At 68.1% G+C, this 21,505-nt stretch carries 28 protein-coding genes and 1 pseudogene; 16 read left to right on the plus strand and 13 right to left on the minus strand.

Annotation, left to right across the window (positions count from 1 at the left end; translation table 11 throughout):
• Positions 1 to 73: 73 nt before the first annotated feature.
• Complete coding sequence (locus ABN273_RS00590) at positions 74 to 709, minus strand: hypothetical protein (RefSeq protein WP_349446597.1); 636 nt, start codon at positions 707 to 709, stop codon at positions 74 to 76.
• A gap of 518 nt (positions 710 to 1,227) precedes the next feature.
• Here ABN273_RS00590 and ABN273_RS00595 point away from each other — a divergent pair.
• The 3 genes from ABN273_RS00595 to ABN273_RS00605 all read left to right on the plus strand — a co-directional run bounded on the left by ABN273_RS00595 (position 1,228) and on the right by ABN273_RS00605 (position 3,410).
• Entirely contained in the window at positions 1,228 to 2,499 is a 1,272-nt protein-coding gene (locus ABN273_RS00595; protein WP_349446598.1) for an ABC transporter substrate-binding protein, read from the plus strand.
• Positions 2,500 to 2,547: 48 nt separating this feature from the next.
• Positions 2,548 to 2,823, plus strand: coding sequence for a hypothetical protein (locus tag ABN273_RS00600; RefSeq protein WP_349446599.1), 276 nt, complete (start codon positions 2,548 to 2,550; stop codon positions 2,821 to 2,823).
• A gap of 251 nt (positions 2,824 to 3,074) precedes the next feature.
• The gene (locus ABN273_RS00605; protein WP_349446600.1) at positions 3,075 to 3,410 is read left to right on the plus strand and encodes a hypothetical protein; all 336 of its coding nucleotides are present in this window, start codon (positions 3,075 to 3,077) and stop codon (positions 3,408 to 3,410) included.
• 116 nt (positions 3,411 to 3,526) lie between these two features.
• Here the strand turns inward: ABN273_RS00605 and ABN273_RS00610 are convergent.
• Positions 3,527 to 3,712 (minus strand): annotated as a pseudogene (locus tag ABN273_RS00610) (LuxR C-terminal-related transcriptional regulator); the annotation flags it as partial.
• A 52-nt stretch (positions 3,713 to 3,764) separates the two neighbouring features.
• Between ABN273_RS00610 and ABN273_RS00615 the strand changes: the two are divergent.
• A complete protein-coding gene (locus tag ABN273_RS00615) occupies positions 3,765 to 4,148 on the plus strand; it encodes a VOC family protein (protein ID WP_349446601.1) in 384 nt (127 codons plus the stop codon).
• A gap of 227 nt (positions 4,149 to 4,375) precedes the next feature.
• On the opposite strand, the gene ABN273_RS00620 is transcribed toward ABN273_RS00615, so the two are convergent.
• Complete coding sequence (locus ABN273_RS00620) at positions 4,376 to 4,888, minus strand: MarR family winged helix-turn-helix transcriptional regulator (protein ID WP_349447161.1); 513 nt, start codon at positions 4,886 to 4,888, stop codon at positions 4,376 to 4,378.
• 115 nt (positions 4,889 to 5,003) lie between these two features.
• Here ABN273_RS00620 and ABN273_RS00625 point away from each other — a divergent pair, with 115 nt between their 5' ends.
• Both ABN273_RS00625 and ABN273_RS00630 read left to right on the plus strand, forming a co-directional pair.
• Positions 5,004 to 5,348, plus strand: coding sequence for a DMT family transporter (locus tag ABN273_RS00625; RefSeq protein WP_349446602.1), 345 nt, complete (start codon positions 5,004 to 5,006; stop codon positions 5,346 to 5,348).
• A gap of 38 nt (positions 5,349 to 5,386) precedes the next feature.
• On the plus strand, positions 5,387 to 5,707 hold the full coding sequence (locus ABN273_RS00630; RefSeq protein WP_349446603.1) for a DMT family transporter: 321 nt from the start codon (positions 5,387 to 5,389) through the stop codon (positions 5,705 to 5,707).
• Positions 5,708 to 5,730: 23 nt separating this feature from the next.
• Here ABN273_RS00630 and ABN273_RS00635 read toward each other — a convergent pair whose 3' ends face one another.
• The gene (locus ABN273_RS00635) at positions 5,731 to 6,147 is read right to left on the minus strand and encodes a sensor histidine kinase (RefSeq protein WP_349446604.1); all 417 of its coding nucleotides are present in this window, start codon (positions 6,145 to 6,147) and stop codon (positions 5,731 to 5,733) included.
• A 503-nt stretch (positions 6,148 to 6,650) separates the two neighbouring features.
• Here ABN273_RS00635 and ABN273_RS00640 point away from each other — a divergent pair.
• Positions 6,651 to 6,866: a hypothetical protein gene (locus ABN273_RS00640; RefSeq protein WP_349446605.1), complete on the plus strand. Its 216-nt coding sequence runs from the start codon at positions 6,651 to 6,653 to the stop codon at positions 6,864 to 6,866.
• A 227-nt stretch (positions 6,867 to 7,093) separates the two neighbouring features.
• Here ABN273_RS00640 and ABN273_RS00645 read toward each other — a convergent pair whose 3' ends face one another.
• The 4 genes from ABN273_RS00645 to ABN273_RS00660 are packed head-to-tail and all read right to left on the minus strand — an operon-like array spanning position 7,094 to position 11,074.
• The gene (locus ABN273_RS00645; RefSeq protein ID WP_349446606.1) at positions 7,094 to 8,698 is read right to left on the minus strand and encodes a GMC oxidoreductase; all 1,605 of its coding nucleotides are present in this window, start codon (positions 8,696 to 8,698) and stop codon (positions 7,094 to 7,096) included.
• A 7-nt stretch (positions 8,699 to 8,705) separates the two neighbouring features.
• On the minus strand, positions 8,706 to 9,212 hold the full coding sequence (locus ABN273_RS00650) for a carboxymuconolactone decarboxylase family protein (RefSeq protein WP_349446607.1): 507 nt from the start codon (positions 9,210 to 9,212) through the stop codon (positions 8,706 to 8,708).
• The gene (locus ABN273_RS00655; RefSeq protein WP_349446608.1) at positions 9,209 to 10,267 is read right to left on the minus strand and encodes an NAD(P)H-dependent amine dehydrogenase family protein; all 1,059 of its coding nucleotides are present in this window, start codon (positions 10,265 to 10,267) and stop codon (positions 9,209 to 9,211) included. Before ABN273_RS00655 ends, ABN273_RS00650 begins: the two co-directional genes overlap by 4 nt.
• A gap of 48 nt (positions 10,268 to 10,315) precedes the next feature.
• Positions 10,316 to 11,074, minus strand: coding sequence for a class I SAM-dependent methyltransferase (locus tag ABN273_RS00660; RefSeq protein WP_349446609.1), 759 nt, complete (start codon positions 11,072 to 11,074; stop codon positions 10,316 to 10,318).
• Positions 11,075 to 11,146: 72 nt separating this feature from the next.
• Here ABN273_RS00660 and ABN273_RS00665 point away from each other — a divergent pair, with 72 nt between their 5' ends.
• Positions 11,147 to 11,716: a CGNR zinc finger domain-containing protein gene (locus ABN273_RS00665; RefSeq protein ID WP_349446610.1), complete on the plus strand. Its 570-nt coding sequence runs from the start codon at positions 11,147 to 11,149 to the stop codon at positions 11,714 to 11,716.
• 43 nt (positions 11,717 to 11,759) lie between these two features.
• On the opposite strand, the gene ABN273_RS00670 is transcribed toward ABN273_RS00665, so the two are convergent.
• Genes ABN273_RS00670 through ABN273_RS00685 form a run of 4 tightly spaced genes read right to left on the minus strand, consistent with a single transcriptional unit; the run spans position 11,760 to position 13,663 of the window.
• On the minus strand, positions 11,760 to 12,704 hold the full coding sequence (locus ABN273_RS00670; RefSeq protein WP_349446611.1) for a D-2-hydroxyacid dehydrogenase family protein: 945 nt from the start codon (positions 12,702 to 12,704) through the stop codon (positions 11,760 to 11,762).
• Between the two features lie 35 nt (positions 12,705 to 12,739).
• Positions 12,740 to 12,886: a hypothetical protein gene (locus ABN273_RS00675; RefSeq protein ID WP_349446612.1), complete on the minus strand. Its 147-nt coding sequence runs from the start codon at positions 12,884 to 12,886 to the stop codon at positions 12,740 to 12,742.
• Positions 12,887 to 12,937: 51 nt separating this feature from the next.
• Positions 12,938 to 13,303 (minus strand): ClpX C4-type zinc finger protein, encoded by a 366-nt coding sequence (locus ABN273_RS00680; protein ID WP_349446613.1) that lies wholly within the window; start codon positions 13,301 to 13,303, stop codon positions 12,938 to 12,940.
• Positions 13,304 to 13,321: 18 nt separating this feature from the next.
• Entirely contained in the window at positions 13,322 to 13,663 is a 342-nt protein-coding gene (locus ABN273_RS00685) for a hypothetical protein (RefSeq protein ID WP_349446614.1), read from the minus strand.
• Positions 13,664 to 13,957: 294 nt separating this feature from the next.
• Between ABN273_RS00685 and ABN273_RS00690 the strand changes: the two genes are divergently transcribed.
• From ABN273_RS00690 to ABN273_RS00725, 8 genes are all read left to right on the plus strand, one after another.
• Positions 13,958 to 15,796, plus strand: a complete 1,839-nt coding sequence (locus ABN273_RS00690) for a glycosyltransferase family 2 protein (RefSeq protein WP_349446615.1) — start codon at positions 13,958 to 13,960, stop codon at positions 15,794 to 15,796.
• A 70-nt stretch (positions 15,797 to 15,866) separates the two neighbouring features.
• The gene (locus tag ABN273_RS00695) at positions 15,867 to 16,871 is read left to right on the plus strand and encodes an energy-coupling factor ABC transporter permease (protein WP_349446616.1); all 1,005 of its coding nucleotides are present in this window, start codon (positions 15,867 to 15,869) and stop codon (positions 16,869 to 16,871) included.
• 3 nt (positions 16,872 to 16,874) lie between these two features.
• Positions 16,875 to 17,630, plus strand: a complete 756-nt coding sequence (gene cbiQ, locus ABN273_RS00700) for a cobalt ECF transporter T component CbiQ (protein WP_349446617.1) — start codon at positions 16,875 to 16,877, stop codon at positions 17,628 to 17,630.
• Positions 17,624 to 18,361 carry an energy-coupling factor ABC transporter ATP-binding protein gene (locus tag ABN273_RS00705; protein ID WP_502910898.1) on the plus strand — a complete coding sequence of 246 codons (738 nt, stop codon included), beginning with the start codon at positions 17,624 to 17,626 and terminating at the stop codon, positions 18,359 to 18,361. The genes cbiQ and ABN273_RS00705 overlap by 7 nt, the downstream gene beginning before the upstream one ends.
• Before the next feature lie 95 nt (positions 18,362 to 18,456).
• On the plus strand, positions 18,457 to 18,795 hold the full coding sequence (locus ABN273_RS00710) for an STAS domain-containing protein (protein ID WP_091080528.1): 339 nt from the start codon (positions 18,457 to 18,459) through the stop codon (positions 18,793 to 18,795).
• Positions 18,796 to 18,844: 49 nt separating this feature from the next.
• On the plus strand, positions 18,845 to 19,618 hold the full coding sequence (locus ABN273_RS00715; RefSeq protein WP_349446619.1) for an SDR family NAD(P)-dependent oxidoreductase: 774 nt from the start codon (positions 18,845 to 18,847) through the stop codon (positions 19,616 to 19,618).
• Between the two features lie 7 nt (positions 19,619 to 19,625).
• Positions 19,626 to 20,390 carry a crotonase/enoyl-CoA hydratase family protein gene (locus ABN273_RS00720; RefSeq protein ID WP_349446620.1) on the plus strand — a complete coding sequence of 255 codons (765 nt, stop codon included), beginning with the start codon at positions 19,626 to 19,628 and terminating at the stop codon, positions 20,388 to 20,390.
• A 169-nt stretch (positions 20,391 to 20,559) separates the two neighbouring features.
• Positions 20,560 to 21,180 carry a rhomboid family intramembrane serine protease gene (locus tag ABN273_RS00725; protein WP_349446621.1) on the plus strand — a complete coding sequence of 207 codons (621 nt, stop codon included), beginning with the start codon at positions 20,560 to 20,562 and terminating at the stop codon, positions 21,178 to 21,180.
• A gap of 4 nt (positions 21,181 to 21,184) precedes the next feature.
• Here the strand turns inward: ABN273_RS00725 and ABN273_RS00730 are convergent, their stop codons facing one another.
• Positions 21,185 to 21,484: a trypco2 family protein gene (locus ABN273_RS00730; protein ID WP_349446622.1), complete on the minus strand. Its 300-nt coding sequence runs from the start codon at positions 21,482 to 21,484 to the stop codon at positions 21,185 to 21,187.
• Positions 21,485 to 21,505 lie beyond the last annotated feature (21 nt).

Genomic DNA, 21,505 nt, shown 5'->3' on the forward strand with positions numbered 1-21,505 from the left:
GATAGCGCGATCCCTGGATGACGCGAGGTGCTCGCTCGAAGCGAGGAGCTTCGTCGCGGCTCGCGTGACGTGGTCACCGCCCGGCTGCCCGATCCGTGGCAGCTACCGGGGAGAGGGGAGAGGAAGGGGTGAGGCGGTCGTCAACCCAGCGCCGGCGTTCCACCGAAAGGCCGCGAGCAGCCATAGCCCTATCCAGAAGATCTGGATCGAACCCATGCGCCGCCATGTGGTCGAGAAGAGGTTCATATCGATCCGAGCGATCACGCAGGAGTTCTGTGGCCAACCGCAGTTCCAGGCGCACCACCGGAACACGATGCGAGCCACACGTGATCAAGACGAAGTGCTGCCACGGGCCACGGCCAATGCACTCCATCCCATCGGAGTCGGTCTCCTGCTCAACCGTGCTGATCTCTAAATGGACCCCGTTCACCTCGTACCTAGCGAAATACTGCAAACTCTCGGGGAGCCAAGATGCCGCATACAGACAGGGGAAGGACGAGAGAGCGGCAGCGAACGTGTCCACGTCCTCCCGCCGAGCCACCAAGAGGTCAACATCTCCGACAGGAAGATGAACACCTTGCAGCAGAGCGGCACCTGTGCCACCCACACGGTACGTCGGGTCGGCCCCCGCGGCCTTCAGGGCGGTGAGCGTCGTCTCCAACGCCGACATTACGTCCTCCAGCCGCAGAGATGCCCCACTGTCTCCCATGGCGATCAGCGTACTAATCATGAGCCTCCACGGTCAGGACTCTGGTTGTCGGGCCGTTAACGGTCCATTGGCCAGGGTGACGAGGGGCCGATCACGGTCACGCACGGACTCGTCGGCCAGAGCCACGACCTGCGCTTCCGAGGTCACCAGGTCGCAGTGGCCTTTCGGTGCTCGAGGCTTGGATCTGGGTGTGGATGTTCATGGTCACGGAGATCTGCGAGCGACATCTGAACCCAGGTCAGACAGGACTAAACGCCCACTTAAGACACGGAACAACTTCCCCGGCCAGTTCCTCCGCCTCAACAACTTCCGACAACTTCACTCCCCCCGGTAACCTTGCGGGATTCTTTGAGTCCGGTGGAGAGTCGTCGTGGGGCCCCGATGTTCGTCATGCCGATCAGCACGCTCGGGCTGGCTCTTCGATCTCTTCCTGGCCGGACGGAAGTAACTGATCCGTGGTGTGACCACCCCGGGACGGAAGCAGGTCCTGCACCCCCCAACCCCCAGGAGGTAGAGCCGTGGGCTCTGGCAAGAAGATGTGGACGGCAGTGTTACTGGCCACTGCCGTGCTGCCGATCACCGCGGCCTGCGGCGGCGAAGGCGCCAACGGCGAGGTCAAGTTGCGCTTCTCCTACTGGGGCAGCGCCGCGCGGCAGCAGATGACCCAAGAGGTGATCAAGAAGTTCGAGGCCAAGCACCCGAACATCGACATCGAGGAAGAGTTCACCGACTTCGGCAACTACTACGAAACGCTGGCCACGAAGGTCGCGGGCGGCGAAGCGCCTGACGTCATCACCCTCGAGATCCGCGGCCTGCGCGAATACGCCGACCGCGGCACGCTGTCCGATCTGGCCAGCAAGGTCAACACCGCCGACATCGACGGCAAGGTGCTGGCCACCGGTGCCGTCGACGGCAAGCAGTACGCCATCCCCACCGGCGTCAACGCCTGGTCCCTGGTCGTGGACCCGAAGGCGATCAAGGATGCGGGGCAGGAACTGCCCGACGACACCATGTGGACCTGGGAACAATACGTCGACTTAGCGGCGAAGATCACCGCAAGGACCGGTGGCAAGGTCTACGGCACGCAGCAGAGCTTCAACCCGGCTTTCCTGCAGATCTTCGCCGCTCAGCGGGGCGAGTCCTTCTACAAGGGCAACAAGATCGGCATCTCGCCCAGTACGCTCAAGGCATGGTGGGCCGTCCACCGGAAACTGATCAACACCAAGGGCTCTCCTGAGGCGGCCAAGAGCGTCGAGCTCGGGGCCCTGGGCGAGGACCGGTCGCTGTTCGCCACCGGCACCGGCGCGATGGGCATGTGGTGGAGCAACCAGCTCGGCGCCATCGCCAAGAAGTCGGGCAAGAACGTGGACCTGCTCCGGATGCCGAAGCTGCCGGGCGCGACCACCGGCGGCATGTTCCTGCAGCCCGCGATGTTCTACACCGCCTCGTCGAAGTCCGAGCACGCGGCCGAGGCCGCCAAGTTCATCGACTTCATGATCAACGACCCGGAGGCGGGCCAGGTCATCCTCAGCGACCGGGGCCTGCCGGCCAGCTCCAAGGTGCTGGCGGCAGTCAGGGACAAGCTTCCGGAGACCGACAAGAAGACGCTGGCCTTCCTCGACAAGATCAAGGGCGAGCTCACGGACGCGCCCGCCGCGCCGCCGAAGCACGCCAGCGCCATCGAGAACATCCTCAAACGGTATACGAACGAGGTTCTGTTCCTCCGGATGTCCCCTGACGATGCCGCGCAGAAGCTCATCACGGAGGCCAACGCCCTCATCGCAGGCTAGAAAAGCGACATATAGTACGCGTTCGTCGGGCTCGGGCACCGCGCATAAATGTACGTCGACGCGCTGCTCGGGGAGTGGCGCGACGTCGGCACCATCGTCGCTCGGTGCGACACGAACCGGACCCGCATGGACTACCACGTCGAGCGGATCGGTCACGAGGTGCCGCGCTTCGCACCCGGTGAGTTCGACAAGGTGCTCGAGCTCGCCGACGCGGTCATGGAGTCCCTGCTGGGCATCCTCGCCGGGTCGGTGGCGGCGTCCCCGGCGACTGTGAGGGCCGGGGACGAAGGCACGTTTCCGTCGGTGGGGTTCCAGTGCGTGTAACCGCCGCCGCCGACCAGCTCGGAGTGGACGTCGTTTTTGGAGGCGGCCATGATCGAACAGGCAGGCCCCGATCATGGCCTGGCCGCAGTCGTTGCAAGGGACCGTACCGAGGCGGGTCCGTAGCGGCCGTCGGCAACGCCGGGGCCGCCAACGCCGGAGCCGGCAACTAGCACCTGACCAACCCGGCGAAGCCTGAGTGGTCAACGCATTAGTCTGATTCCTGGACGACTCGGACGGAGGCGTGGACGCAGATGAGCCAGACCGATCCGCACATCCACGTCGAGCAGAAGGTGGTGCAGGCCGGGGCCGCCGTCCGCAACGCGATCGTGTCGACGTTGGGCTTCGTGCCCGACGCACCGAGTGTCGTCACCACCGGTTGCGGACTCCAGGTGCCCTATGCGATGACCTCTCCTCGTCCGGAAAGCGTCACCTGCCTCGCCTGCCGGGAACACGCTCACCAGGAGCACCTGCGCTTCGCCGACCAGGTCGAGCGCTGGAGCCGGATACCTGGCATGCCCCTCACCGGCGACCAGGCGGCCGAGGCCGCGCAATGGGCCCGGGATCTCGCGAAGAGGTTCTCCAGATAGTGCGGTGACCATGGCCTTCGGTCCGGTTGTGTCCTGGCCGTGGAACAGTCGCCGATCGTCGCCACGGCCTAGCCGGGATCCCCGTCCGAGTGCACGGCGCCCCTGAGCCGCCGGCGTCAGGGTTGGTCCGGCGCGCGCGGGACGAGCAGTCCCCGGTTGAACGCCTCGGTGACGGCGGCGGCGCGGTCGCCGACGCCGAGCTTGCCGTAGATGTTCAGCAGGTGGGACTTGACCGTGGCCTCGGTGATGAACAGTTTCGCCGCCGCCTCCCGGTTCGTGGCCCCGGCCGCCACTCGTTCCAACTCACCCGAGGCGCGATATCGGTCCTCTTCTCAGATGGGGCAGGATAGGCCCATGGTCTCGATGGTGCAGAATGTGGCGATCGACTGTGTGGATGCCTATGAACTCGCCCGGTTCTGGAGCGAGGTGACCGGCTGTCCCATGCATCCCGAGGACCGGCCTGGGGACGAGGAGACGCAGGTCCTGCTACCGCAGGGACCACTGCTGCACTTCAACCAAGTGCCGGAGCCCAAGACGGTCAAGAACCGGCTCCATCTCTGCCTGCGACCGGAGACCTCGCGCGAGGCGGAAATCGACCGCCTGCTGGGTCTCGGCGCCACCTTCGTGACTGACCGGCGCAACTCCGATGGCACGGGTTGGGCCGTTCTGGCTGACCCCGAGGGCAATGAGTTCTGTGTCCTCCGCAGCGAGTCCGAGCGGGTCGCGACGACCCCCTGAGGCCGCATTGCTGCTCGCACGGACGGATGTCCCGCGATCGCGAGAGCGCGAGCCCGGACTGTTTCCAGCGGCCGGTCACGGTCGCCTGGGGCAACGAGTCCTTGCGGGCGGAGGGTGCCGACGACCACCGAACCGTCTGGCCTGTTGTTCGCGGCCCTGCGAAGAACACCTTCCCGGGGTGGCGCATGCCGACGAGCCGAAGTCTCAGGTGTTCATCGACGGGGTCGTCAGCGCTCTGGACGGTCGATGCCCGTCCTGACCTCCGGCGGGGCCGGTTGTGAGGTGGTCAAGAACAGGGGACGGGCGGTGGTCAGGAGGGTGCCGATCAGCGGGTTCTGTTGTGCGGCTTCGTCCAGGGCGGCCGACAGAATCCGCGCATAGGTGGTCCGCGCCTCGTGGTGGCGGGCGCGCCCGGCATCGGTGATGACGGTGTAGACGCCCCGCTTGTCGTCGGGGCACAGGTCGCGGTACGTGAATCCGGCGGCGTTCAGCCGGCTGACCAGGCGGGTCACCGAGCTCTGGTTGAGCCCGAGGCGGCTTGCCAGGTCCTGCATGCGAAGTTCGCCGTCGTCGGCGCCGGCCAGGAGGTCGAGGGCGCGGTACTCGGACAGGCCGAGGCCGTGCTGGCGCTGGAGGGCGGTGCCGAGGCGGTGCTCGACGTGCGCGTACAGGGTCAGCAGCTGGTTCCACATGAGCGCATCCCCGATGTCGCTCGGGGCGATCTGCGCGGCTGACGACATCACGTGGTCTCCTTCGCCGGACGATTCAGGCTGATTGACACAAGCTTACTTGTACATGCATACTCTTTCGAGTCGCAAAGAACTTGCATATACATACAAATAGGGAGCTGCTTCAATGGCCTGGATCTATCTGCTGATCGCCTCGGTCTTCGAGGTGGTGTTCGCCCTGGCCACCAACGCCACCAACGGCTTCACCGAGCTCGGCCCGTCCCTCCTCACCGCAGGGGCCGCCGCCGGCGGCATCTTCTTCCTCAGCCAGGCGCTGAAAACGCTGGACGTGGGCGTCGGCTACACCGTGTGGACAGGCATCGGCTCAGTCGGCACGGTGGTGCTCGGCACCGTGATCTTCCACGAGTCGATGAACATCTGGAAGGCGCTCGCCTTCGTCCTGATCATCGGCGGCGTCCTGGGGCTCAAGCTCGCCGACAAACTCACCAAGAAGCAGCCCGTCGCCGGCTGACCGGCCCAACACCCATTCCGAAGAAGGAGCACACCGTCATGGCCTGGTTCTATCTGTCGCTCGCCGTCGTCTTCGAGATCGCCTTCGCGCTCGGCACCAACGCCACCCAGGGCTTCACGAAGCTGTGGCCCTCGGTCTTCACGCTGCTGGCCGCAAGCGGCGGCATCTTCACTCTCAGCCTGGCACTGAAGACGCTGGACGTGGGCGTCGGCTACACCATCTGGACCGGCCTGGGCTCCATCGGCACCGTCATCCTGGGCGCGCTGATCTACAAGGAGAAGATCACCCTGCCCAAGGTGCTGTCTTTCGCCGCCATCATCCTCGGCGCCATCACCCTCAAGCTGGCCGCCGGGGTCTGACCACGGCCGCGTGCTTCAGGGAGTCATCGCCTGAGCGCTCTGGGAGGGACGATGCCGCTGACGGTGGTCCCCCCGCCGGGCACGCCGTTGACCGTGAGGTCCCCGCCGATTTCGGCAAAGTACGCCTTCATCGCGCTCAGCCCTCGACCGGTCGTCCCAGAGGGGAAGCCGCACCCGTCATCGCTCACCGTCAGCCGCAGGCAGCTCTTTGCCAGCGTGAGGGCGATCGAGACGGTACCGGCGCCACTGTGCCGCTCGACGTTGGCCAGCGCCTCGCTCACCGCCGCGTACACGTTACGGGCGACGGGATCGGGAATGTCGCCCTTGGGCAGGGCCCACACCTCCACGGCGATGCCCGTACTCGCTGACAACTCCGCCAGCCGGCGCTCTAGCGTTTGCTGAAGGGTCTTGGCTTCCAACAGGCGAAGGTCGTCGTGCAACTGCTTTCTCCCCGCTTCCCCGCGAGCGTCTCGCTGCCCGCAGTCCGACTGGAGGTGAGCATGTCAGGCGGTGCCGTCAATCTGGTTACAAGTCGCTATCCTGCCCCTAGCGTCCCTTATGTACGACCATGCGACGACAGGCCCAATGGGCTCCAGCGTAGCCCCGGGACTAGTTCCCTTTCCTGTTATTTGCCGTACTCGAGGCGCTGTATTGAAACGGTCAGGGAAGTGCGGTCCGAAATTTCGTCAACGGCATGAATGTGTGGACTGAGGGCTCGCGTCGGCCCTGGGCGTAATACCGTGTTTGGCGGGTGGTGTGGATAGGCGCGAATATGCGGCGATGCGGCAGAAATAATGCTTTGCCGCCGGCTGGGACATTCCGGCGGGTGCCGCGATTAATCTGAGTGATGTCCAGCGCCGCATCGGCGTATCCCGAGACCCGGAACCGACTCTCGTCATCCCCGTGAACCGGGGTTGGGCCCTCACTCAGGGAGTGATCTCTGATGCTCAAGCGTTTGCTCCTCGGCGTCGCGCTGGCGGCGTCCACGCTCTTCGTCACCGGGACTGTCACCGGCACCGCGCAGGCCTCCAGCCCGAGCATCTGCGCGCCGGCCCACCACCGCACCACCACGGCCCAGGACTGCAAGTGGAGAGATGATGGCTGCTATTACTGCTACTCCTACCGGAGCGCAACCTGGGAGCGCCAGTATTGCCGCTAGCCGCATCGGTTAGTCCCGACGGACGACCGCAGCCCCGCGAAGCGCTGTCTCGCGGGGCTGCCCGCGGGTATGAAGGATCGGCGAGAAGCAGGGCTTGGCAGGGGGCGAGCACGACCGGCTCCCCGCCCCGATCGGCATGAGCTGCGTCTCGCCCCCATCCAGAGCCGCCGCCGTCCTCGCCGGCACGGCCTTGGGACAAAGAGGTTTGTGGTGGCCGGTCATCTGTTTCAAAGGTCGGCGGCTATGATCCTTTCGATGTTCCGTTCGGCCAGCGCGGTGATGGTGACGAACGGGTTTACCGAAGTGTTGCCGGGGATCAGTGCGCCGTCGATGACGTACAGGCCGGGATAGGCGGTCAGGCGGCCGTAATTGTCGGTGGCCTTGTTCAGCACCGCGCCGCCGAGCGGGTGATAGGTGAGGTGGTCGCCCCAGATCTTGTAGACGCCGAATAAGTCGGTACGGTAGATCGTCCCCTCCTTCGCGTTGATTTTGTCGAAGATGGTCCTGGCCATGTCGATGGACGGTTGTTTCCAGGACGCCTGCCAGCTCAGATCCACCTTGCCGGTGGCGGCGTTCCAGGAGAACTGGGCGCGGTTCGGGTTGTTGGTTATCGACAGATAGAACGAGGCGTAGGTCTCGATCCCGGTGGGCAGCGGGGCCACTTCGGCGAATGCGCCGCCCGCGGTCCAGTTGTCGATGCCGGAGCACGGGATGGCCGACTGGAGTGCGCCGGTCGGGTCCCACATGTGGTTGGCGCGGCCGCACATGACGTTGCCGTTGTCGCCCCAGCCTTTGCCGATCTCGTTGTTCAGGTTGGGGAGCGCGCCGGTGGCCTTCAGCTTGACCAGCAGCTTGCTGGTGCCCACGCTGCCGGCGGCGAAGAACACGCGGTCCGCGGTCACGGTCTTGGTGGTCGTGGTGTCGCCATTGGTGTTCAGCTGGTCCATGACGACCGTGTAGCCGCCGCCGGTCGCCTGGCTTACCGAGGTGACCTTGTGCAGGGGCGAGATGGCGACCCTGCCGGTGGCCTTGGCCTGGGCGAGATACGTTTTCTGCAGCGATTTCTTGCCGTGGTTGTTGCCGTAGAGGATTTCGCCGGCCAGCGCGGACCTGGTGACCGTTCCCGCGGCTTCCTGCTTCATGTAGTCCCAGTCGTACACGTCGGGCACGAAGACGAACGGGAAGCCGGAGCGCTGGGCGTGCTTGCGGCCGACGCGGGCGTATTGGTAGCAGTCGGTGGAGTCGAACCAGGCCGGGTCCACCGTGGCGGTGCCGAGGGCGGCGTTCGCGCGGGGGTAGTAAGTGTCGTACATTTCCGCGGGGTTCACGGAAGGGAGGACGGCGGCGAAGTTGGCGCGTTTCGGGGTGACCGCCATGCCGCCGTTCACCAGCGAGCCGCCGCCGACGCCGCGGCCCTGGTAGACCGTGATGCCGCTGAAGTCCTCCGCGTCCAGGATCCCGGTGTAGCGGGGGATGTCCCGGTCGATGGGGAAGCCGAGGAAGTAGTTGAGCGGGGCCTTCGTCCTCGTACGGAGCCAGTAGGAGCGGTAGTCGGGCGCGCGCGTGTTGCAGAAGATCCTGCCGTCGGAGCCGGGGGTGTCCCAGGCCATGCCCATCTCGACCATGTGCACGTCCACGCCCGCCTGGGCCAGGCGGAGGGCGGCGACGGAGCCGCCGTACCCGGTGCCGATCACCAGCACCTGGACGTGGGCCCCGCTCGCGATCGGGGCCGCCGCGGCGGCGGGCTCGCCGAGGGCCGCCACCCCCAGGACGGAACCGGCTCCGGCGAGGAATCCGCGGCGGGAGATGCCGCCCGAGGGGTTGCTGCTCATGTGGTCCTCACTTCCTGGGCTGAGGTGTGGGTGAGGAGCCGCCGGTCAGCGTGCAGGCGGTGTCGAGGCCCAGCACGTGGTTGAGGCGGCCGAAGGCCAGCCATGAGCCGAGGCACATGCTCAGCTCCACGATCTCGAGCTGGCTGTAATGCGCGGTCATCCGCGCCCAGAACTCGTCGTCAAGTCCGTGGTGGTCGAGGGCGTACCGCTCGGCGTACTCGGCGGCCAGCCGGGTGCGCTCGTCGAACGCGGCGGTGGTGCGCCACTGCGTCACCGCCTCCGCGAACTCCTCCTCGACCTTCTCCCCGTCGCGTTCCGTGCGCCAGTCGAGGCAGAAGGCGCACCCGTTGATCTGGGCGATGCGCAGCCGGGCCGCCTCGAACTCGCGCAGCCCGAGCGTGCTGTGGGCGTACACCGACATCGAGAACTTCGAGGCGGCGATCCCGATGCCGGGCACCATCTCGCCCCAGACGTACGCGATCGGGTCCTTGCCCTGGGGGATGTCGATGTTCACGGCCGGTTCCCTCCGAGTCTGCCGGGGTGCAGCGGGACGTCGAGCGCGTCGTACAGTCCTGGCTCCGCCTCGGCGAGCCAGTCGACGGCGCCCACCAGCCGGGCGACCGCGGTGGCGTTCCCGCCGGCGGAGCTGTTGCCGCCCTCGTCCGTGGCCTCGACCGTGACCTCGATGCGCGGGCGGCCCTCGATGATCACCCGGTGCGCGCCCACGCCGTTCGGCGGCGTCGGCCAGTCCGGCGCGCAGGACGGGTGGATGCGGGTGACGTGCTCGATGACGATGCGGGGCGTGCCCCCGACGATGCCCTGCACCTCGAACCGCACCGCGCCCTGGGTCCCCGCCTCGAACTCGCCCACAGTGGCGTCGAGCGGGCGCCGGTCCCTGGTCTCGCGGATCTCGTCCAGCTCGACGCCGAGCGCCCTGGCCATCAGGCGTATCTGCCCGCCCCAGACCATGGTGGGGACGGTCGGCGCGATCATGGGCGGCTCGTAGTCCATCGGCTGGCCCATGCCGACCAGGTAGCGGACCGAGTCCGGCTGGTCGTACGTGGAGTAGTCGAAGATCTCCTGGCAGCGGATCGCGTCAATGGTGGTGCCGAGCCCGCTGATCAGCAGCGGCAGCACGTCGTTGCCCCAGCCGGGGTCGATCCCTGAGACGAACAGCGAGCCGCCGCCGTCCCCGATGGCGGCCAGCACCGGCTCGCGCAGCTCGGGCGGGGCGCCGCGCTGGTCGTAGAGCGCGTACAGCGAGGGGGTGACGACTATGGCCCCCGCCCGGATCGCCCGGGTGACGTCGGCGAGCGCCTCGTCGGGGCGGAGGTCGCCGGAGGCCGCGTACACGACGGCGCGGGGGCTCGCGGCCAGCACCGCCTCGATGTCGTCGGTCGCCGCGACGCCGAGCTCGTGGCCGAGCCCGCCGAGCTCGCCGGCGTCCCGGCCGACCTTGTCCGGGTCGTGGACGAGTACGGCCGAGAGCTTCAGTCCTGAGTGGGCCGCGACGGCACGGATGGCCGCGCGGCCGACGTTGCCGGTGCCCCAGACGACCGTGGACATCATGGGCGGAGCGTAGCAAGCGCTTGGTTGAGTGTATAGGGGTCGAATGCCTCACCCTCGTACGGCGCACAGCAGGCGGTTGTTGCCCCGCTGCCAGAGCGTGCCGATCTCCGAGAAACCGGCTTCCCGGAGTGCCTGGACGTGATCCGAGAGGAGCCGGGACTCCGAGCCGTGGTGCGAGGCCCCGGCCGTGGTGCGCCGTTCCTCGTTGAGCTCGGCGAAGGCGGGGTCCGCCTCGACCGCGTCCCACCAGGCCCGCCAGCCCTCCGGCGGGTTCACGCCGAACGTCCGCTCCGTCTCCCGGTCGTGAACGGCGTGCTCCAGGCGGGCGAGGGCCGGGGTGGCGTCGTCGGTGTCCATGTGGTCGCCGTTGAGCAGCAGCCCGCCCGGGCGCAGCACGGCCGCGACCTCTCCGTACACCGCCTTGAGGTCGGACGGGGAGATCCAGTGCAGCGCCGTCGTGCTGATCGCGGCGTCGGCGGGCCCGTCGAGCTCGAGCAGTCCCGTCCATCCTCCGGTGCGAAGGTCCGCGGAGACGAACGTGAGCTGCGGGTACGCGGCCCGCCCGAGCCCGAGCAGCAGCGGGTCGGCGTCCACCGAGATCACCTTCGCCTTCGGGAGGCGGTCGAGCAGCCGGGCGGACAGCGAGCCGGGGCCGCAGCCCAGGTCGATCACCACCGGGTCCGGTCGTCCCAGCGCCTCGACGGCGTCGATCAGGGCGGTGAACCGCTCCTCGCGGTCCGGCAGGTAACCCTCCTGCTGGCGGTCCCAGCGCGCGATCCACTGCGATGCGGCATCGTGAGTGAGCACGAAGGTCTCCTTGTGACTGTCGTTTATGCTTTGGGCAGTTACAAGCTAGAACATGAAGGTGTAACCGGTCAATTGGATTTCAACAGTCACACAGATGGAGTGGTCAGGGCGGCGGTGGCGCTCGTCAACGTGCTGACCCCAGGCGAGCAGCGGGGGCGCGCCCATCCGGCGCCGGACAGGCCCGCCGCGGCCGCCACCGAGGGCCTGCGTGCCGTCTATCCGGATCATCGAGAGGTCACCGAACGGGAGGGCGCCGAGCTGGCCGAGGTGGCCGCCCGCCTGCGAGCGGTCTTCGCCGCGGTGGCCGACGGCGACATCGACACCGCGGCCACCCAGGTGAACGCCCTGCTGGAGGAGACCCACGCCAGGCCGACGCTCCAGCGGCACGACGGCGAGCCGTGGCACCTGCACTTCCACGGTCGCGGCGGCACCATGGCGGGCGACTGGGGGGCGAGCTGCGCCACCGGGCTCGCGATCGTGCTGGGCAGCGAGTTCAGCGACCGCCTGGGAGTCTGTACGGCGCCGCACTGCGACCGCGTCTACGTGGACGTGTCACGCAACGGCACCCGCAGGTTCTGCTCCACGGCCTGCCAGAACCGCGTCAAGACGGCGGCCTTCAGGGCCAGGGGCAAGACTCACTGAAGGCGCCAGGGGCAAGACTCGGTGAAGGCGCCAGGAGCAAGGTTCACTGAAGGCGGCGGATGGGGGCGCCGTCGAGGAAGGCGTCGATGTCCTCGACGGCCCCGCGGAAGAATGTGCGGTAGTTCAGCTCCGTCACGTACCCCAGGTGCGGCGTGGCCAGCACGTTGGGCAGCGTGCGCAGCTCGTGGCTGGCGGGCAGCGGCTCGGTCTCGAACACGTCCAGCCCGGCCCCCGCGATCCGCCCCGCCTTCAGCGCCGCCACCAGCGCCGCCTGGTCGACGATCCCCGCCCGCGAGGTGTTCACCAGGTACGCGCCCGGCCGCATCAACGACAGCTCCCGCTCCCCGATCAGGCCGCGCGTCCGGTCGCTCAGCACGAGGTGGATGGAGACGATGTCGGCCTCGGACAGCAGCGCCTCCTTGCCTGGGGCGAGCCGCACGCCGAGGGCGTCCGTGCGTTCCTGGGTCAAGTGCCGGCTCCACGCCACGACGTCCATGCCGAACGCCTGGCCGATCTCCGCCATCCGGGTCCCGATCTTGCCGAGCCCCAGCAGTCCGAGCGTGCGGCCGTGCAGATCCGTGCCCAGGGTGCTCTGCCAGGGGCCGCCCGTGCGGAGGGCCGTCGCCTCCGGCAGCAGGTGGCGGGTGAGGCCGAGGATCAGGGCCCAGGTCAGCTCGACCGGCGGGGTCGAGCTGCTGCCCGTGCCGCAGACCGTGACGCCACGCGCCCGCGCCGCGTCCAGGTCGATGGAGGCGTTGCGCATGCCCGTGGTGATGAGCAGCCGGAGGTTGGGCAGCCGGTCGAGCACCTCGGCCGGGAACGGCGTGCGCTCCCGCATGGCGACCACGATCTCGCAGTCGTGGATGGCGGCCACGAGCTCGTCCTGGCCGGCGAAGTGGTCGCGGAAGCTCGTCGCCCGCACTCTCGACCAGTCGGCCAGGCGGAGAGCCACTCCCTGATAGTCGTCAAGCACGGCGCAACGCAGCATGGTCGGTAATCCTATGAGGCGTTCGGAAAGCGCTCTTATCCGTCCCCCTGCTCCAGCTCCCCGGGTGCGGCCCGGGGAGCTGGAGCCCGCTTTTCTGCCTCTTCGTGCAGCGCCAGGATGAGAACCAGCTCCAGGTGGAGCTCCTCAAGATCGGGCGCCGCGAGACCGTCTGGCGCGCGCATGTTGGGCCTCCCTGGTTATAGGACGTCCCAGGCGCCTCAACGGTTCACGGATCAGGTCTCGGTCCTGAAACGTTCCCACGCGGACTGCCGCGTCATGCCGAGCGAGGCGCCGATGCGCTCCCAGCTGACTTCCCGGGTGCGCAGGTGCGCCACCCAGTCGCGCAGGTTGTCGTCCACCTGTGCTTGTACGGCGGCGATTTTCGGAAGGTGGTCGAGTATTTGCTCTTCGGTCATCGACTCCCACATCGGCAGCCGGGGCTCGGTGGAGGAGACGAGTTGTTCCTCTTCGAGGATTTCATTGCACAGCCCTATGCATTGGTCGCAAATGTGCACACCAGGACCAGCAATCAACTTGCTCACGTCCGCACTCTTCTTGTGACAGAAAGAGCAGCGGATCTTGTCCTTCCAGTCAGGCATGGCCTGACACTACTCCCGTCAGGCCGCACCTGACAACCCTATGTGCTCCTGCAGGATCTCCTGGCGCTCCTCGGTGATCCTGTGGCAGATCGTCACATACGCGTTCAGCACCTTGCGGTACAGCTCGCGCGCCTGCTCCAGCTGGACGCGCAGCTCCAGGACGCGGCCGGCCTCGCCGCGCTGCTCGGCCTCCGCCAGCAAGGCACGCGCCTCGTCCACTATCTCTTCGGCTCGCATCCTCGTACGGCGAAGCAGTGCGGAGCACTCGTGCAGCTCGTTCAGTCGAGCCGTCGAGGCCATGAACTCAGCAGAGTGCCCGGGCGAGTCGTGCGCCGCCCGCCTGCGGAGATCCGATCCCATTTACCGCCACCTCCCGGTCAAGGTTGCCTAACTGTAGACGCGCAACTCTCAGGAGCGGATCACCCGCCGGCGGCCGGGGGTAGCTCAATGATCCTGGTGGAGAGGTTTCTATTCCCGGGTAGGAAAACCTCGTCCCTGAAACTCGTTCGGTTCCGACTAAATGTGGTACTTCGATACCTATTAGTGGAATGCCGTAAATCTCCGTTGCTGGCAAAAAGCCGGGGAGGAAGACGTCCGATCCGCCCCCCTGGACACCTCTGCCCGTCACATACTGAAACCAACTAGCAGCACAACGTGACTCAGGCGGCGGTGGTGGCGATGTCGGCAACGGGGAACGATGACGACGCGGTTGACGTGAGCGTCGTGATCCCCGCGCACAACTGCCGGGCATACCTCGACAGATGCCTCACCTCCGCGCTCGTGCAGCGCGTGAAGAAGGAGCTCATCGTCGTCGACGACGGCTCCACGGACGGCAGCGGCGAGCTCCTCGACCTCTACGCCGCCTACCACAAGGACAGCGTCAAGGTCGTCCACATCGAGAGCAGCGGCGGCGCGGGCCGGCCGCGCAACGTCGGCATCGAGCACGCCACCGGCCGGTACGTGTTCTTCTGCGACGCCGACGACTACCTCGGTCCCGAGGCGCTGGAACGCATGGTCGCCATGGCCGACAGGAACGGCTCCGACATCGTCCTCGGCAAGATCGTGGGGCACGGCCGGCGGGCGCCGGTGTCGATGTTCCAGCACAGCGCCGACCGCGTGACCCTCGGCGACAGCAACGTCTACAACAGCCTGTGCTGCTTCAAGCTGTTCAGGAGGGACCTGCTCGAGCGCCACGGCATCAGGTTCGGCGAGGGCATGCTCGTCGGCGAGGACATCGTCTTCACCGTCCACGCCTACTGCCACGCCGGGGTCATCTCCGTGGTGGCCGACTACGACTGCTACCACCTCGTGTCCAGGCCGGACGGCAGCAGCATCATGCAGCAGAAGAACAGCAGGGACCCGCTGGCCTGGCTGGCCATGATCAGGCGGCCGATCCGGCTGATGGCCGAGCATGTCGAGCCCGGCCCGCTCCGCGACCACCTGCTGCGCAGGCACTTCAGGCTCGACGCGTTCGCCCAGCTCGGGGCGGTGTTCCTGGAGAGCGACGACGTGCGGCGCAAGGACATCGCCCGGGAGGTGGCCGCCCTCTGCGACGAGTGGTACACGCCCGGGGTGCACGAACTGCTCAACAGCATCGACAGGCAGCGGGCGACCGCGCTCGAGGACATCGACCGCCTGGTGCGCCTGGCCCGCATCGAGAGCGCCACCGTGCGGCGCAGGCTGACCGGGCTGCGCTGGGACGGCGACCGCCTGGTGGTGACGGGATCCGCCCGGCTGGACGGCATCAGCAGGGACGACGGCCTGGCCGTGGTGCTGCGCTCGCGGCACGACCCGGCCGCCGAGATCGTCGTCCCGGCCGAGCGGAAGGGGGGCGAGTTCACCGTCCGGGTGGACGTCTCCGCGCTCGCCTCGGGGATCTGGGATCTGCGGGTGGCGGTCGAGATCGAGGGCGTGGTGCGGTTCGGCAGGCTCGGGGCCGAGCGCGACAGCGGCGCCGGCCTCCCGCCGCCCCGGCTGATCGGCGGCGTGGTGGCCCTGCCGTACTTCACCAGGGACAACGGCAATCTCAGCATCGACGTCGGCGGCCATGTGGTCGCGGTGCCCGGCACGGCGCGCCTCATCAGGACGAGATGGGCGCTGGGGCACCGGCTGGTCATCGACGGAGAGCTCAGCGTCGTCGGCACCGCTCCGGCGGCCTCGGCGGTCAAGCAGATCGTCTGGCGCGAGCGGCGCACCGGGTGTGAGCGGACCGAGCGCGTGCTGGCGCTGCCCGGAGGGGGCTTCGCGGCCAGGGTCGCGGTCGGCCTGTTGCCGCCAGGGACCTGGGACGCGTACCTGGAGCTCGATCTCGGCGGGCCGCCCGCGCGGTTCAGGATCGAGACCGACGCCGAGATGGTCGCGGCGCCGCGCATATGGTGGGGTGCGGGCCTGCTCAGGACCGTGCGGCCGTACGCGACCTCGGGGAAGGGGCGGCTGAGCACGGTGGTGCGGCGGCTGACGGCGCGGACGATCATCAGAAGGATCATGCGCTAATTGCCATCTATGTGCAGGTGCAAGACGATGTCCTAAAGTAGGGTCGTTTGGCTCTTGCAGGAGGTTTGCCGTGCACGTACCCGATGGCTTCTTCAACGCGGCGACATCCGTGTCGGCCGGCGTCGTGGCGGCGGCCGGCGTCGCAGTCTGCCTGCGCGGGGCGCGGCGCGAGCTCGACGACAGGACCGCACCCATGGCCGGGCTCGTCGCGGCCTTCATCTTCGCCGTCCAGATGCTCAACTTCCCCGTCGCCGCCGGCACCAGCGGTCACCTGCTGGGCGGGGCGCTGGCGGCGATACTCGTCGGGCCGTACACAGGCGTGTTGTGCATGGCCGTGGTCCTGCTCGTGCAGGGTGTGTTCTTCGCGGACGGCGGGCTGACCGCGCTCGGCATCAACATCACGATCATGGGCATCGTCACCGTGCTGGTCGGGTGGGGGATCTTCCGGCTGGTGACGAGGGTGGCCAGAGGCAAGGTCGTGGTGGCGGCGTTCCTGGGCGCGCTGGTCTCGGTGCCCACGTCCGCGCTGGTGTTCTCGCTGCTGTTCTGGGTCGGTGGGACCGCGCCGATCGAGGTGGGCGCGGTGGCGGCGGCCATGGGCGGCGTGCACGTGCTGATCGGGATCGGCGAGGCGCTGATCACCGCGGTGACGGTCGGCGCGGTCCTCGCGGTCCGGCCCGACCTCGTGCACGGCGCCCGCGGCCTGGCCAGGCCGCTGGTCCTGCGCGGGGCCGAGGGGGCGACGACGACCACCGCCGCCGGCGAGCGGGAGCCGGCGGCCGCGCCCGGCAGGCTCAAGCCGTTCCTGCTCGGGGGGATCGGCCTGACGCTGGTGCTGGCCGGGGTCGTGTCGTTCTTCGCCTCCTCCTCGCCTGACGGGCTGGAGGCGGTCGCGGAGAACAAGGGCTTCCTCTCGCAGGCGAGCGACCACCTGGTGACGTGGGGACTGGCCGACTACGGCGAGGTGGGCGGCATCCCCGTCGGCGTGGCCGGGATCATCGGCGTCGGGCTGGTGCTGCTCATCGCCGGGGCCGTGGCCCACGCCGCGCGGAGCCGTGCCAAGGTCGAGGCCTGACCCGTGGGCGCGGGGCACCATCACCAGCTCTACCTGCCGGGCGACTCGGTCGTGCACCGGCTGCCGCCGCAGTGCAAGCTGCTGGCCGTCTTCACTTTCGCCATCGTCGTGGTGGCCACGCCGCGCGAGCGGTTCTGGGCGTTCGCGGTGTACGCCGCTCTGCTGGGGATCGTGGCGGTGGCGGCGAAGGTGCCGATGACATACGTCCTGCGGCGGATGGTGATCGAGGTGCCCTTCGTGCTGTTCGCGTTCCTCATCCCGGTCATCGGGCTGGGGGAGCGGACCAGCGTCCTGGGGGTGTCGCTGAGCGTGCCCGGGCTCTGGGCGGCCTGGAACATCCTGGCCAAGGCCACGCTCGGTGTGTTCGCCTCCATCCTGCTCGCGGCCACCACCGAGCCGCGGGTGATCCTCATCGGGGCACAGCGGCTCCGGCTGCCGAGCCTGCTGGTGCAGATCGCCATGTTCATGCTGAGGTATATGGACGTGATCGTGGAGGAGATGCGGCGGATGCGGGTGGCTCGGGAGTCCCGGGGGTTCGAGGCGCGCAACTTCCAGCAGATCCCGGTGATCGCCCGGTCCGCCGGGGCGCTGTTCATCCGGTCGTACGAGCGGGGCGAGCGCGTTCATCTCGCGATGCTCAGCCGGGGATACTCGGGGCGGATGCCGATTATTCAAGATATTTCGGCATCGGCCCGCCAATGGGGCATTGCTCTCGCCCTCCCGGCCATGGCCCTCGCAGTATGGGGACTCTCGTGGTGAACTCTCTCGAAGTCAGGCAGCTCGCCTACGCCTATCCCGACGGCACGCAGGCGTTGTTCGGCGTGGACCTGTCGATCGGCCGCGGCGAGCGCGTGGCCCTGCTCGGCCCGAACGGCGCCGGCAAGACCACCCTCGTCATGCACCTCAACGGCATTCTCACCCCCGGTCACGGAAGCGTCACCGTGGCAGGCACCCCGTTGCGCAAGGACACGCTCAAGGAGGTCAGGCAGCGCGTCGGCCTGGTCTTCCAGGATCCGGACGACCAGCTCTTCATGCCCACGGTCAGGGACGACGTCGCCTTCGGCCCGGCCAACGCGGGCGTGCGCGGCGAGGACCTCGACCGCGTCGTCAAGGACGCGCTGGAGCGGGTCGGCATGCTGGAGGCCATCGACCGGCCGCCGCACCACCTGTCGTTCGGCCAGCGGCGCAGGGTGGCGGTGGCGACGGTGCTGGCCATGTCACCGGAGATCCTGGTGCTCGACGAGCCCTCGTCCAACCTGGACCCGGCCGCCCGCAGGGAGCTGGCCGAGATCCTGCGCTCCCTCGACGTGACGGTGCTCATGGTCACGCACGACCTGCCGTACGCGCTGGAATTGTGTGGACGCTCGCTGATCCTTTCCGGCGGCGTGATCGCGGCCGACGGCCCCACGCGTGACCTGCTCGCGGACACAGAATTGCTGGCCGAGCACCGGTTGGAGCTTCCGTACGGGTTCGCCATCCCTGCGGTATGAGGCCGCTTTCTGGTGTCTCGTCCACATCTTCGTAGTTTGTGCATGCCCAGTACCCGGGGATGTCGAAGTACAGTGGCTCATCGAGGAGGGGCCAAATGAAGCTGCGGCTTGCGCGACACGCTCTTGGCGATGCCGTGGTGGTGGCCGTTGAGGGAGAGCTCGATCTGTTCACCGCACCGTTCCTGCGCGACGAGGTGCGTGACGCCATCAAGCAGGACAGCGCCAAGCTCGTGCTCGATCTGCAGCAGTTGTCGTTCATGGACTCCAGCGGGCTGTCGGTGCTGATCGAGGCCTGGCGGCTGGCGACGGGCGAGGGCGGCGGCGTGTCCCTGGCGGCTCCCCAGGCGCCCGTGGCGCGTATTCTGCGTACGACGGGTCTCGACCGGCGCATCAAGGTGTACTCCGACGTCGACAGCGCCGTGGGCGAGATTTGACCGCACCCCGAGTAGAACTTCATTCGGTCTGCGGGTTAAGGTCCGGGATATGGACGTGAACGGATCTGCAGCAATCATCTCCGGCGGTGCCAGCGGCCTCGGTGAGGCCACGTCGCGCGAGCTGGCCCGCGCGGGCGCCACCGTGGTCGTCGCCGACCTCAACGAGGAGCGCGGCAAGGCCGTCGCCGACGAGATCGGCGGGGTGTTCGTCAAGACCGACGTGTCGGACGACGACCAGGTGCAGGCGGCCGTGGACGCCGCCGTGGCCACCGGCAAGCCGCTGCGCGTGGTGGTCAACAGCGCCGGCATCGGCTGGGCCGAGCGCACGGTCAACCGCGACGGCAGCCCGCACAACCCGGCCTCCTACCGCAAGGTCATCGAGGTCAATTTGATCGGCACGTTCAACCTCATGCGCATCGCCGCCGCCGCGATCGCCAAGACCGAGCCGGCCGACGAGGACGGGCAGCGGGGCGTGGTGATCAACACGGCCTCCGTGGCGGCGCTGGAGGGCCAGACGGGGCAGCTCGCGTACTCGGCATCCAAGGGCGGCATCGTGGGCATGACGGTGCCCGCGGCGCGCGACCTGGCCGCGATCGGCGTACGGGTGAACACGATCTGCCCGGGCATCATCGACACCCCGATCTACGGCTTCTCGGACAACGCGGAGGAGTTCAAGGCCAAGCTGGTGGCGCCGGTGGTGTTCCCCAAGCGCATGGGGCGGCCCGACGAGTTCGCGCACCTGGTGCGGTCGTTGATCGAGAACGACTACATGAACGCCGAGGTCATCCGCTTCGACGGCGGCATCCGCTTCCAGCCCAAGTGAGGTCTCGTTGTCTGACGAAGTGCTCGTCGAGGAGTCCGAGAACGTCGCCGTTATCACGATAAATCGCCCTAAAGCTCGTAATGCTGTGAACGGGGCGGTGGCGCGGGGGATCGCCGAGGCGCTGGACACGCTGGACGCTCGTCCCGACATTTCCGCTTATGTCCTGACCGGTGCCGGTGGCACCTTCTCCGCGGGCATGGACCTCAAGGGGTTCCTGTCCGGGGACTTCCCGGTGGTCGAGGCGCGCGGCTTCGGCGGGCTGACCGAGTCGCCGCCGAAGAAGCCGCTGGTGGCCGCCGTGGAGGGGTACGCGCTCGCGGGCGGGTTCGAGCTGGCACTGTCGTGCGACGTCATCGTGGCGTCGTCGGAGGCCACGTTCGGCCTGCCCGAGCCCAAGCGCGGCCTGGTGGCGGGTGCGGGCGGCATCATGCGGCTGCCGCGCCGGATTCCATACCACGTGGCCATGGAGATCGCTCTGACCGGCGACCACTACCCGGCCTCGCGCCTGTACGAGCTGGGCCTGGTCAACCGGATCACGTCGCCGGGGGAGGCGCTCGCGGGGGCGTTGGAGCTGGCCCGCAAGATCGCCGCCAACGCGCCGCTGGCCCTCGCCGCCACGAAGAAGGTGATCATCGAGTCCGCGGACTGGTCGCTGGAGGAGATGTTCGCCAAGCAGAGCGCGATCGTCGGGCCGGTCTTCGGCTCCAAGGACGCCATGGAGGGCGCCGCGGCCTTCGCCGAGAAGCGCCCACCCAAGTGGAAGGGCGAATAACCGGGGGAGGGCGCCCCACCCGCGCCCTCCCCGCACCTCTGCGCCGCCCGCCTCTTGGACGACTCCCCGCACCGGTTCGCGGGCGGCGCGACAGCGGACGCCTTTAGCGCGCGCATAAGCGTTCCTGGCTACGGTAAAGAAAGAGAAAGCGACGTACCAGGAGAGGCGCATGAGCGACTATTCGGGTTCCAGGTTCGAGTCGGCCAGGCGCGGCGCCGGGGCCCTCCTCTCCGGTGCGCTGAGCGCCCTCCTCGTCGTGGTCGCCATGCTCGCCGTCATGTGGGTCGTGGAGGGCGTCGACTTCTTCCTCAACGGCACGCTCGACCGGGAGTTCGGCATCATCGGGTGGGAGCCCGACGGCCTGATCGGCATCCTGTTCGCCCCGTTCCTGCACGGCGGCTTCGGCCACCTCATGGCCAACTCGTTGCCGCTGCTGATCCTGGGCTTCCTGGCCGGGCTGCGCGACCTGCGCAAGTTCCTGTGGGCCAGCGTGCTGATCATCCTCATCGGCGGCTTCGGCACCTGGCTGACCAGCCCCGGCGTCTACACGGTCGGCGCGAGCGGCCTGGTCTTCGGCTACTTCGGCTTCATCCTGGCCCGCGGCCTGTTCGACCGCAGGCTGCTCGACATCGTCATCGCCGTCGGCGTGGGGATCGCGTACTGGGGGATCCTGGCCGGCCTGCTGCCCAACCAGCAGGGCATCTCCTGGCAGGGCCACCTGTTCGGGCTCATCGGCGGCGTGGTGGCCGGCTGGGTGCTGCGGCGCAAGCGCGAGATCCCCGCGTACTAGCCGGCTACCAGTCCTCGTCGCCGACGTCCACCGACTCCCCGGCGCTCGTCCGCGGCGTCATCTTGATGGTCACCTTGTGCGTGACGTTCTTGGCCACCGTCCCCTTGGCGCCCACGGAGACGACCCCGAAGCGCACGCCGGCATTGCCCGATCCCTCCTTCCGGATCTCCATGCCGAACTCAACGGTCACCTCGCCGAGCGCGAACTTCAGATCCTCGTCCGCACCCCGCTTGCGTGCCTCGTCGAGCTGCCTCCGTAACGCGGTGATCGCGTCGTCCAGCTCCACCCATTCGGAATCGCTCACGGCGACCTCCCATCGCGGCCC

It is taken from the genome of Nonomuraea sp. B19D2 (assembly GCF_040137845.1).
In the GTDB taxonomy this organism is placed as follows: Bacteria; Actinomycetota; Actinomycetes; order Streptosporangiales; family Streptosporangiaceae; genus Nonomuraea.